Annotated in this window: 6 protein-coding genes; 4 read left to right on the forward strand and 2 right to left on the reverse strand. The window is 67.8% G+C overall.

Features of this window, described 5'->3' with window-relative positions:
* Nucleotides 1-86: 86 nt before the first annotated feature.
* From J3P31_RS18050 to J3P31_RS18060, 3 genes are all read left to right on the forward strand, one after another.
* On the forward strand, nt 87-1,262 hold the full coding sequence (locus J3P31_RS18050) for a calcium-binding protein (protein ID WP_210529910.1): 1,176 nt from the start codon (nt 87-89) through the stop codon (nt 1,260-1,262).
* Nucleotides 1,263-1,516: 254 nt separating this feature from the next.
* Nucleotides 1,517-2,464, forward strand: coding sequence for a homocysteine S-methyltransferase family protein (locus J3P31_RS18055; protein WP_210529911.1), 948 nt, complete (start codon nt 1,517-1,519; stop codon nt 2,462-2,464).
* Nucleotides 2,465-2,577: 113 nt separating this feature from the next.
* Nucleotides 2,578-4,296, forward strand: a complete 1,719-nt coding sequence (locus J3P31_RS18060) for a hypothetical protein (RefSeq protein WP_210529912.1) — start codon at nt 2,578-2,580, stop codon at nt 4,294-4,296.
* Here the strand turns inward: J3P31_RS18060 and J3P31_RS18065 are convergent.
* Entirely contained in the window at nt 4,279-8,094 is a 3,816-nt protein-coding gene (locus J3P31_RS18065) for an ATP-binding protein (protein WP_210529913.1), read from the reverse strand. The two genes, J3P31_RS18060 and J3P31_RS18065, sit on opposite strands and share 18 nt — an antisense overlap.
* A 791-nt stretch (nt 8,095-8,885) precedes the next feature.
* Between J3P31_RS18065 and J3P31_RS18070 the strand changes: the two genes are divergently transcribed.
* Nucleotides 8,886-10,334 carry an NCS1 family nucleobase:cation symporter-1 gene (locus J3P31_RS18070; protein WP_210529914.1) on the forward strand — a complete coding sequence of 483 codons (1,449 nt, stop codon included), beginning with the start codon at nt 8,886-8,888 and terminating at the stop codon, nt 10,332-10,334.
* Nucleotides 10,335-10,673: 339 nt separating this feature from the next.
* Here J3P31_RS18070 and J3P31_RS18075 read toward each other — a convergent pair whose 3' ends face one another.
* Nucleotides 10,674-11,591, reverse strand: coding sequence for a DMT family transporter (locus J3P31_RS18075; RefSeq protein WP_210529915.1), 918 nt, complete (start codon nt 11,589-11,591; stop codon nt 10,674-10,676).
* Nucleotides 11,592-12,475 lie beyond the last annotated feature (884 nt).

A 12,475-nucleotide genomic window follows, 5' to 3' on the forward strand; every position in this document is an offset into this window, starting at 1 on the left:
GCGTCCCGGCTGTCCACTCTGTTCGAGATCCACCCGCCTGCGGCCGCACGGAACTCCGCCGTGTCGGCGGGAGGCCGTGCGCGTCAGTGGCGCGTGCGGTGGGCCGCATTCGCAAAAGGCCGGGTTCATCCGGGCTTTCTTCCCACGCGCCAATTCCAATCCGGCGCATTCATCAATCCAAGGACATACTGAACATGGCACGATTTGACGGCACCAACCTTGCGGACATTCTGAACGGCACCGATCTGGCCGACCTGATGTTCGGGAACGGCGGCAACGACTGGATCCGGGGCAATGGCGGCAACGACACCATTCGCGGCGGCTCGGGCTCGGACATTCTGGAGGGCAATGCTGGCGACGATATCATCTTCGCCGACTCCACCTCCAGCACCGGTGGCGAGGACGTCCTCTTTGGCGGCGCTGACTCCGACATCCTCGTGAGCGGCACCGGCAAGGACCACTTCAATGGCGGCTCGGGCATCGACGCCGCCAGCTGGCAGGAGTCGAACTTTGCCGTAGCGGCAGACATCGACACCGGACGCGCGACCAACGGCGGCATCGAGGATACCTTCACCCTCATCGAGAACCTGATCGGCAGCCGCTTCGGTGACACCCTGAAGGGCGATGAGGGCAGCAATGGCCTCTTCGGCGGCGACGGCGCCGACATGCTGTTCGGGCGGGCTGGAAACGATCACCTTTCGGGCGGCGCGGGGAACGACACGCTCGACGGCGGCTCGGGATTCAACACCCTGAAGGGCGGGGCGGGCTTCGACACGGCGGACTACACGGCCGCGGTCGGGGGGGTCAGCGTGGATCTGAACAGTGGCCAGGCGATCACCGACGATCGCGTGGACTCCCTGACCGAGGTCGAAGGCGTTCGCGGCACGAACCTGGCGGATCGCATCGTCGGCAACGTCTTCGGCAACCTGCTTTCTGGCAACGGCGGCAACGACACGATCAACGGTGGCCAGGGGAACGACATCCTCGTCGGCGGCACCGGGGCGGACACCTTTGCCTTCCGGGCGGTCACGCCGAAGTTCGGCTCGGAGGTGGACTCGGGAGTCGACCGCATCTCCGATTTCAGCCGGAGCCAGCGCGATCGTATCGACCTTTCCGACCACGAGGATGCCGTGGACTTCGCCACGTTGCGCTCCCAGGCGAGCCAGTTCGGGACCGATACGCATCTGCTGCTCGGGGACGACACCATCGTGATCGAGGACGTCGCGCTGAGCCAGCTGAGCGCTGACATGTTCGTTTTCTGACCAAGTCTGGCCCGGCGCTGCGAGGCGCCGGGCCTCCTCTGGGACTCTGGCCAGTCCGGCGAGCCGCCGCCGGCGCCCTATCGGCAGCGTCCCATCTGAACGGTCACGGACACCGGCGTTCCACGCAGGCCTGACCGGACCGCAGCCTTCGGCACCCCTTGGCGTTCCACGGGGCCGGCACGCCTGGCGTGGCGTCCTTGGCGCCTGCTCACGTCGAACGAATCGATTCCGCTGATCTCTGGAAGGATTTTTCCATGACACGTCTTGAGCGATTCCTTTCCACCGACCGCCCTTACCTGACGGACGGCGGCCTGGAGACGTCCCTGATCTATGACGACGGTCTCGACCTTCCGTCCTTCGCAGCCTTTCCCCTGTATGAGTCAGAGGCCGGACGTGCAGCGCTCGAGCGTTACTTCGAGGGCTATATCCGGCTCGCGCGGAGCAGCGCGACGGGCTTCGTGCTCGATACGGCCACTTGGCGCGCCGGCACGCGATGGGGCGGAACCCTGGGGTATGACGAGGCCGCCATCCGCGCGATCAACGCGACGGCTGTGCGCTTGGCCGATGACCTGCGGGATCGGCACGAGACGGCGGTCACGCCCATCCTCGTGAACGGCGTCGTAGGGCCGTTGGGGGACGGATACGTCATCGGCACCGAACTTTCCCCCGAAGCCGCCGAGGCGCTGCATCGCGCGCAGGTCGAGGCCCTGGCCGAAGCGGGAGCGGACATGGTCACGGCCGTCACCATGACGCATTCGGGCGAGGCCATCGGCGTGGCGCGTGCGGCCGTCGCGGCGGGCCTGCCGGTGGCCATCTCGTTCACCGTGGAAACGGACGCCTGCCTGCCTTCGGGCGAAACGGTGGCCGAGGCCATCGGCGCCGTGGTGGACGCGACGAACGACGCGCCGGTCCACTACATGATCAACTGCGCCCATCCCACGCACTTCACCGGCATCCTGCGCGGAAGCTGGGTGCGGCGGATCGGGGGCGTGCGGGCCAACGCCTCGCGACTGAGCCATGCCGAGCTCGACGTCGCCGAAACGCTCGACATCGGTGACCCTCACGAATTCGGGCGGCTCAACGCATCATTCCGCGACCTGCTGCCGGGCCTCCGGGTGCTGGGCGGCTGCTGCGGCACCGATCGCCGGCACATCGGCTGCGTGGCCCGGGCGGTCCACGGGACAGCGGAAGAGTGCGCCTGACATCAGCAGATCGCTCCGTCCAAGCCATGCTGGCCGCCTCGAGGCATCCAAGGCGGATGGCTTGGGCGCGCGTCACCACCTCTCAACCAACCTTATTTCAGGAGAATCCATTCATGTTCCCGATAACCCTTCGCGCCGCGCTCCTGTGTTCGGCGATCGCTGCCGCCCCTGCGCTGGCCCATGACGGCGAGCGGCACGGAGAAGCGCCTCGTCGGACCGAGCTTTTCGCGCCTGGAGTTCAGCACGCCGATGGGGACGCTGCCGTGCCGCGGGGCGAGCCCATGCTCGTGTCCGGCTTGGGCGACTATGGCTTCGCGATCGCAACATCCCGCCCCGAGGCGCAGGCCTGGTTCGACCAGGGTCTCGGACACCTGTGGGGCTTCAACCATGCCGAGGCGGTGCGCGCCTTCCGCATGGCCCAGGCGCAGGACCCGTCCTGTGCCATGTGCTTCTGGGGCGAGGCCCATGCGCTCGGGCCCAACATCAATGACATCATGCACGCCGAGGCCGAGCCCCGCGCCTGGGAGGCGGCGACTCGCGCGGTCGAACTGGCACGCACGCCGCTTGAACGCGGGTTGGCCGGGGCTCTGCTGGCCCGTTACGCGGAGCCCGGAACCGGGGATCGCACGGCCCTGAACCAAGCCTTCGCCGAAGCGATGGCCCGTGTCGCCGGGGACTTCCCAGCAGATGCCAATGTCCAGGCCTTCGCGGCCGAGGCGGCCATGAACCTCCGCCCCTGGGACTACTGGGAGCCGGGCGGGACTACCCCCAACGAGGTCGGGGCCGAGGTGCTCACCCGGCTTGAGGCGGCCCTGGCCCTTGCCCCCGACCATCCCGGTGCGCTGCACCTTTACATCCATGCAGTCGAGGCTTCGGCCAACCCGGCGCGGGGCGAGGCGGCTGCGGATCGGCTCGCGGCGCTGGACCTCGCCGCCGGGCATCTCGCCCACATGCCTTCCCACATCTACAACCGCATCGGCCGCTACGCCGACGCGATCAAGGCCAACCGCGCCGCCATCGCTGCGGACGAGGCGTTCCTGGCGCGGGCGGGCGAGGCGACGAGCACGCTTTACCGCTTTGGCTACGTGCCCCACAACGTTCACTTCTTGCTCGTCGCCGCCCAGTCCGCCGGGCTGCGGACCGAAGCCGTCGGAGCCGCCGAGCGTCTTGCCGCGATCACCTCGGACGAGGTCTCGGCCCAGCTTGCCTGGGTTCAGGCGATCCGCACCGCGCCGTTCACGGTCCACGCGCAGATGAGCGATGCCGAAACGATCCTTGCCTTGCCAGAGCCCGGTGCCGAGTTCCCGCTCCTGCGGGGCTTCCGCCACTACGCGCGGGGCCTGGCCCTTGTCCGTGAAGGCGACCTCGCCCGTGCAAAGGGCGAGCGTGAGGCTCTCGACAAGCTGGTGACGGAAGGCGACTTCTCGGCCGTGGAGGCGCAGTACTACCCGGCGCGGACTCTTCTTGGGCTCGCGGGCCGGATCGTCGCCGCTCGCATTGCCGAGGCCGAAGGGGACGGCGACGCGGCGGTCGCGCTCCTCGGTGAGGCTGTGACGATGGAGGAGGGCATTCCCTACATGGAGCCGCCCTACTGGTACGCCCCCGTCAACCGCACCCTTGGCGCGGTTCTGCTGGAGCAAGGCCGGCCCGTGGAGGCGAAGGCCGCCTTCGAGGCGGCTCTGGCCAAGGCGCCCCGCGACGCTTGGGCCCTCTGGGGGCTGTGGCAGGCCGAAACGCTGATCGGGGACCGATCCCGCGCCGATGCGGCCCGGCAGGCGTTCGAGGACGCCTGGCTCGGCGGCCCGGAGCGGCCCTCAGCCGACAGGCTCTGATCGGCCTTCCCAGGCCGGCAGCCTGAGCGATTGCCGGACGGCCGCCGCCCGTGTGCCCAGGGCGGCGGCCTCGTCGTGGCGGCCCAGATCACGCAGGACCGCCGTCTGGACCTCCAGGCTCTTGGCCAAGCCGAGCGTGAGCCCGCTCGCCTCGGCGACGGCGACCGCTTGATCGAGCAGTCGCAGGGCATGGGTCGGATCCTGGGAAACGATGGCCATGGCGGACCGGCGTAGCGCCATCTGCTCGAGCTGTCGGTGGCGCGCGCTGCGCGCATAGTCGAGGACCTGCCCAAGGACCGCCTTGGCCGCCTCGGTCCGTCCTGCCAGCACCAGCGCCTTTCCAAGAGCGACGCGGGCGAGCGCCAGGAACTGCGGGACCACCCGCTGGGCTGGTCGCGCGCACGCGGCCTCCAGAAGCGACAGGGCCCTCCGGTTGTCGCCAAGCGCGAGCAGGGCCTCACCCAGCTCGACCAGGATCCAGTCTTCGAAGAACGGCAGCTCCGTCATGCGCGCCACATCCAGGGCGGCTTCGAAGAGCGGAATGCTCTCGGCCACGCGTCCTTCCAGTTCGGTGACGATGCCATCGTGGAGAAATGCGAACTGAAGATCCACGGGCCGCCCCGTCTCGTCAGCGATGGCTCGGGCCGCCGAGATGACCTCGCGCGCCTCGTTGCGGCGTCCCAGGTAGGCGTAGCAGGTGGCGAGATGACCACGGGCAAACACCGACCGCGTCCCGATGTTGATGCCGCGGTGAAGTTTGTTGGCGCCGCTCCAGACGTCGAGGTGCTCCTCCAGCGCGAGGATCGCGCCGGCATAGTCCCCACGGCGTCGCAGGAGTTCCCCCCGCGCAAGCGTTGCCTCGGCCAGAAGGATGGGCTCGCCCAGCCGCCGCGCGCCATCGATCGCCAGGAGGGACGCCGCGAGCCCTTGGTCGAAGCTGCCATCGGTTGCGCGGAAGAAGGCGATGTGAGTCCGGATCTCGACCAGCCGTCGCAGGTCCCGCAGGGCCTCCGCCTCCCTCTCGGCGGCGTCCAAGGTTTCCAGGACCCGGCCGTAATCGCCGACCAGCATGAGCACGGGCCTGAGCCGGATGCGAAGGTCCACGGCCATGCGCCGTGTGTCATCGTCCTGGGGCAGCCTGCCGATGGCCTCGAGAGAGCGCTCGAAGTGCCGGCGCGCGGCCGGATGAGCCGATCGTGCCATGGCCCGCTCGCCCGCCCGGGTTCCGTACCGCGCCGCCTTGTCCCAGACAGCCCCGAAATGCGCATGTCGGGCGAGATCCTCGACCGGGGCCTCGGTCTGGCCGTCCTCCAGCAGCCGCAAGAGCCGTCGGTGCAACTCCTGGCGGCGAGAGCGAAGCAGGGACTGGTAGGCCGCCTCTTGGGTGAGCGCATGCTTGAAGGCGAACTCGCGCTCGGGATGGCTGCGGACCCGGTACAGGAGTTCGGCCGAGGCGAGTCCGTCCAACGCTTCTTCCATCGCCTCGGACGGGATATCGGCAAGGCCCCGGAGCAGCGTTTCGGAGACGATCGGGCCGATGATCGAGGCGGCCTGAAGGAGATGGCGCTGCCCGGCGGGAAGCCGGTCTATGCGGGACCCGAGAAGGCCCCGGAGGGAAGCCGGGATCTGCGCGTCCTCGGCAAGAGTGTCGCCTGCCAGCCTCTCGGGGGGCCGTCGCAGATCGTGCATCACCTCCTCGACGAAGAGGGGGACCCCACCCGTGCGGCCATGGAGTTGCGCGGCGAAGTGCGTGGTCGGCTTTCTCTCCGGGGAGATGCCTTCGAGAAGGCGCGCCGTGTCCTCCGGGCCGAGCCCTTCCAGGCGGAGGACACGGGCGAAGCTGAGCTGCGACCAGCTGGGCCGGTAATCCGGCCGGGCGCTCACCAACATGAGGACACCGGCTGCCCTGCACCCCATGAGCAGGTCATCGAGAACCGGAGCCGATTCAGCATCGAGCCAATGAGCGTCCTCAACGACGAGGACGACGGGCCGGGCCTGCGTCTCAAGCTCCAGGAGCGTGCCGAGGGCCTGGACGACGCGCCTTCGCTTCTGCCCCCCGGCGAGGCTTGACCAGACATCATCCCGGACAGGCAGGTCGAGCAGCATGCGCAGAGGCGGATCAAGGGCGGCCGGGGCGCCCAGGTCGGTCAGCCGGGACCGAAGCGCGGCCCAGGCCAGATCGGGCGCAGCGGCCGGGTCGAGGCCTGTCCAGCACCTCAGGAGCGTTCCCAGAGCGGAGTGGCCTGCGTCGGTCTGGAACGCTGCGGCACCTGTCTCCAGCACCCGGTGTCCGAGTACCTCTGGGCCGGACAGGAACTCATGGATGAGCCGCGACTTCCCGACGCCGGCCTCGCCCGAGAGGAGAACAGCAGTGGCTCCGGCCTCGCTGCGCCCGAGAGCCTGTCGAAGGGTGTCGAGTTCGGCCCCACGCCCGACGAACGGTGAAAGGCCCCGGCAGGCTCGCGCCTGCCAGCTGTTGCGAGCGCCCGTGGCCCCGGTCGCGTGCCATGTGGGCACCGGGCGCGCGGCACCCGGCAGCATCAGAGATGGGCCCGACTCCAGGAGTAGGTAGCCGTCGCATTCGGCGCGCGCGTTCTCGCAGAGGAGGACAGCGCCGGACCCGGTCTCGGCCAGCCGTCGCGCGATCAGGCCGAGAAGGCTCATCTCGTCACTGCCGCCAGCGAGCGACGCACCCGCATGCACACCTGCCCAGGCCCCCGTCGCTGCGCTGGCCTCAAGGGCCGCGCGCGTCGCTGACAGGGCCGGGCGCTCTTCAAGAGCGAAGCAGGCCGTGAGTTCACCCGTCGAGGTCTTGAGGCTGCATGGCTTGTGGCGCCGAACGATCTTCTCCAGATGCCGCACGACAGCCGCGGCGGCCAGCGTGGCTTCCTCAGGGTCGAGCCCGGTGAGGTGGGCGCCAACGCCGGGAGCACTCAAGTGAAGCACCGCGAGACGGCGCTGCTCGACGGGGGATGTCGAGGCGTGTGGCTCGGCGGGCGTTGCCGGGGTCGTTCCCCCGGGTGGCTTCGCCTGGCCCGAGACCGCTTCGCTCGGGCTATGTTCTGCGGGAGCCATCCTCCCGGCCTTGATGTCCCGCCACAGGGCCACCGTCGCCTCTTCGGGAGCAGCCGACAGTTCATCGCGCAGTCGGTCGGCATGGGCCCGAAAGGCAGCCAGGGCAGCATTGCGCCGGCCTTGGTGGGCGGCAGCCGACATTAGGCGCTGCAAGGCGGCTTCGTCGAAGGGGTCGAGAGCGAGCTGTCGCCGCGCAAGGGCCTCGACTTCGTCGAAGCGCCTCGCCTCCGTCAGCAGCGTAGCCAACTGGCTGAACCGCTCCGCCAGGAGGCGCCGGACTCGGGCACGCTCGGTCAGCAGCCAGGTGTCGAGTTCGGGGCTTGTGCCCTCGAAACCTTCCAGAAGGTCGCCACCGGCCTGCCGAACCACTTCGGCCAGGGCCTGACCGTCCCGAGGGTTGACCGCCTCGATCGCGGCGAGATCGGACTGAAGTGCGGCGCTGTTCAGCAGGATGGTACGCGAACCGGCCTGGATGGGCTGCGGATCGGCGCCATCCAATGCGGCCCTCAGACGGTACAAGGCCTGCCTGAGCGAGGTCCGGGCCTGCTCGTCGCTTCGGTCGGGCCAGAAAAGGCCTGCCACTCGGTCCCGTGGATGGGCGCGGTCAGGAGAGAGCGCCAGCCACGCGAGCAGAAACGCCGAATGCCGGGTCGGAAAGGTGATCGGGCGATCGTCGAGCCTTGCCTCGAACGTGCCCAGAAGCCGAAGTCTCAGACCGGCCATCGTTCGACCTCGCGCTCTTCCAGCACCTCTGGGGCGGCGTCCTCGGCCAAAGAGGATAACATGGAAATGTCATCTCCTGTCATGCAACCTCAGGTCCCGGCGGCGAAGAACTGCTGTTCGCGACCATGGGAACTGGCTAACTCGCGAGTGCCCCGCGAGAGCCTCGACTGTCGGTCGAACGAGCATCGCCATGGCGCTTGCCGTTCCCAGGCGCGCCGAGATCCTCGTCTGGCAAGCCTGCGCACGACGTCCGAGTGACTCCTGGGCCTGTCACCCGACCGATGTTGTTCTCATGGCTATCCCGCGGCAGCGGTCCAGGTCTCCGCCGGCTGCTCGTTGCTCTGGAAGGTTGCAGGAGCGGCACCATCGGTCGAACTGGCCCGGATATGTCCCATTTCAGGTCGCAGGCCCCGAGGACTCTTTTGGTCGGGTGAAGACGAACCGTGGCCGCGCCGCCATTCGCGCGGACCCCGCCGGTTGCGCCGGGGGCTGAGCAGACATCGGCGATCCTGTGCGCGCTTCGAGGCACCCAGAATGATTCCCTCGATCAGGGCGCCATCGGACCCGGTCTCAGGAGCCTTTGATCACCCGTAAGGCAAATTGATCACGCTCGGCGAGTTGGCACAATGCAGAGTTGATCTGACCCTTGGTTAAGCGCAGGATCGAGATGCGGATCATGGAGCCAGCCTGACCAGACGGAGGAATGCCTGATCCGCAGATTCTCGGACCCGCTCCGGCAAGGGGGTTCGTTCCCATGCACTGCACGCCCAAACTGGAGGGGCCCTCAGCCGATGAGACTCGTTAACCCGTCGCCCTCGTTGCACAATGAAGATCTTGCCCCCGCCCAGGAGCGCAAGTGGGGTGCATTCTCGATCTTCAATGTTTGGACCTCGGACGTGCATAGCCTTTGGGGCTATTATCTGGCCGCGAGCCTGTTCCTGCTGTGCGGCAGCTTCCTGAACTTCGTGATCGCGATCGGGTTCGGGTCGCTGGTGATCTTCATCCTCATGTCGATGGTCGGCATTGCAGGCGTGCGGACCGGCGTGCCGTTCCCGGTGCTGGCGCGTGCCTCGTTCGGCACCTTCGGGGCGAACATGCCGGCGCTGGTGCGCGCTGTGGTGGCCTGCTTCTGGTATGGAGCTCAGACGGCCGCCGCTTCGGGTGCGATCGTTGCCCTTCTGATACGCAGTCCGGGCATGCTCGAGTTCCACCAGTCGAGCCATCTGCTGGGCCACTCCACGCTCGAGGTGATCTGCTATGTCGTGGTCTGGGCGGCGCAGCTTCTCATCATCCAACGTGGAATGGAGACCGTCCGCAAGTTCCAGGACTGGGCGGGCCCCGCTGTCTGGATCATGATGCTGATCTTGGCCGTCTATCTGGTCGCAAAGTCCGGCACGTTCTCGTTCGGCGCACAGATCCCACAGGATGTGCTGCTCCAGGCCACCTCTGCCGCGGGCGTTCCCGGCACGCCGGGTTCATTCGCCGCCCTGGCCGCCGTCGCGGCGACCTGGATCACCTATTTTGCGGCGCTCTACCTCAACTTCTGCGACTTCTCGCGCTACGCCACCTCCGAAAAGGCGCTCCGGACTGGCAACCTTTGGGGGCTGCCCATCAATCTGCTGGCCTTCTGCCTCGTGGCAGGGGTGACGACGGTCGCCGCCTACGAGGTCTATGGCGAGGTGCTTCTGCACCCCGAACAGATCTCAGCCAAGTTCGACTCGTGGTTCCTGGCGCTGCTGGCCGCGCTGACCTTCGCGGTCGCCACGCTCGGCATCAACGTCGTGGCGAACTTCGTCTCGCCCGCCTTCGACTTCGCGAACGTCTTTCCGCGCCAGATCGACTTCAAGCGCGGCGGCTACATCGCGGCTCTGATCGCGCTGGTGCTCTATCCCTGGGCGCCGTGGGAGACGGGGGCGGCCAGCTTCGTCAACTTCATCGGCTCCACCATGGGACCGATCTTCGGGATCATGATGGTGGACTATTACCTCATCCGCCGTGGCAAACTCGACGTGAACGCGCTCTATCAGGAGAACGGCGAGTTCCGCTTCGATGGCGGCTGGCACAGGACCGCCCTGATCGCGTTCGGCGTGGGGATGGTCTTCTCCTCGATCCTGCCGACCTTCACCTCGATCCTGCCCTCGTGGTGGGGCATTTACGGCTGGTTCTTTGGCGTAGCGATCGGGGGGGCCGTCTATTACGTGCTGCGCGCCGGCTCCGCAGCCCGGCCCCAGGTCGCCTGAGGCCCGGATCAGGCGATTGAGCCGAAAACATCTCGACCCACCGCTCCCGCCGAGCGGTGGGTCCTCTGCGCCTCGACGGCGAAGCCCTGTGCCACCGTCAGGTCGGCAACATGGACCTGGGATGATCGCAGCCGGTCATGCCTGACCCGCAGGTCGGGTGCATCTCTTGATCCTTGTCGTGGTAGTGCCGGCCCGGCGCCTGCTCGTCGCCATCGTCAGCGTTGGACCAGCGACGCCGACCGAGCCTCAGCAAGCCCTTGGAGCGGACTCGGGAGCATGATCTGGACGTCCCATGATGGGGGGCCATAACAGGGCGTCCCTTGCCGCACCGCAGAGCCCCTAACCCTCTTCGAAGGAGGGGTGAACGGGACCGGGGTCCGCCGTGGCATCCTGGCGCCGGCGCTTCTGGTCGAGCAGAACGGTGGCGGCGCCGCTTCCTGCAATGAGGGCGATCCCCGTCAGGGCTAAGGCATTGGGCAGCGTGCCCCAGACCACTAGGCCGGCCACGACGCCCCATAGTGCAAAGCTGTAATAGAACGGAGCCACCGAAGCCGTCCGGCCGAGCCGATATGCCAGGAGAAGCCCGGTGTGCCCGAAGGTGACAAGCAGGGCGGCGACGCCCAGGTAAGTCATGTGGCCGCCGCTCGGCGGCGTCCAGACCTCGACCGCAAGCGACATGATCCCCGCCGCAACGGTCATCAGGAGCATCGTCGCAAGGTTCACCACCGTGACCGGGATTCGGGTCGGCACGCTGCGTCCGGCGAGATCGCGCCCGGCCCCGAGCAGCGCCGCGCCAAAGGCCAGCAGAACGACGGGAGAAACCCCGGCGGCGCTGGGCTGCGCCACCATGAGGGCGCCGACGAACCCCACCAGCGCGAGGCCGAGGCGCGCCGCGCCCGTCCGTTCGCCCAGAAGCGCCGCTCCGACAACGACCAGAAGAGGTGTCGTCTGAAGGATGGCGATCACGTCGGCGATCGGCATGTGAGCCAGGGCCACGACGTAGCAGAGCGTACAGAGCGTCTCTCCGACAGCCCTCAACACGGCGCGGGGATCGAGAACACCGGGAAGGGTAGGCCACTCGCCCCGCAGCGTGACGAGGGCAGCACAGACGAGGCTGGCGACAATGCCGCGCAGAAAGAGCACCTCGAGGGGAGGCAGGTCCTCGGTGACGAGTTTCATGAAGCTGTCACCCACCACAAAGAAGGCGGTCGCAGCAAGCATGGCGGCCACGCCGCTCAGATCGGAGGTTCGGGACATGAAGGCCGTTTAGCCCAAGCTGGATCCTGTTACCACGAGCCCCTTCGGGGGCTCCGGCCTGTCCCGGATCCGATCGTCACATCCCATTGGTCCGCCGATCTGGTGACGAAGGCTGCCGGGGGCGTTGGCCCCTGGCAGCCTTCAGGGATCCTGTGTGTGCAGCAGGGGTCCGATGCGACCGTGGCACAGGCCTGTGGCATGGGGAACTGATCAGAGGGCGTAGTCGGGTCCGCTTGACGACGAAGCGAGCAGTTGTCCGCTCATCGCGATCGGCCAAGGCTGATGACCGGCGGCAGTGCCATGACAAGCCTGGACCGGGCAGGTTCCGTGATTCGGCGGGAGGAGGTTCCAAGGTCCGGCCCATGATCAACCCGAGCCTGCGGCTCGACTCTCCCACCAACGAGTTTCGCCGCCCTGAAAGCCTGACTCGGGATGGGGCGATCGCCTTGCGGCAGTCGGAACGCTCTTGGGAGCTGGCAATCGGCGCGCTCGCTGTTCTCGGCGAGCAGGACTCGATCAAAGGCCCCGAGCATTCCCTCAAGCAGTGCCGCTTTCGCATTTGCAGCGGGGCCACCCGCAGGAGCAGCGAAAGGGGAGGGAACGGGTCTGTGCTTGGCCTGCAACCCTCGGGGAGACGTTGGACGTCCGGGCCCCTTATCGACGAGGGCGATGTGAACGCAGCGGGAGCTCCGGCGGCACATGCCGCGTCTGACGTGGTTTGCCTCTGTGCGGCATTCCTGCCTGGCGTGGAAGTGGACCGGAGCGAAGGACGAGAATGTTGGACCAGCCGATGATCGGCCGGCGCCGAGTGTGTCATCGGCCGACTACGGCTAACTGTCGGCCCTTGCGACCGAACCTCGCGCGGTCTCGGCGCGCTTCGCCCA

The organism is Rubellimicrobium arenae, from assembly GCF_017916275.1.
Classification (GTDB): Bacteria; Pseudomonadota; Alphaproteobacteria; order Rhodobacterales; family Rhodobacteraceae; genus Rubellimicrobium; species Rubellimicrobium arenae.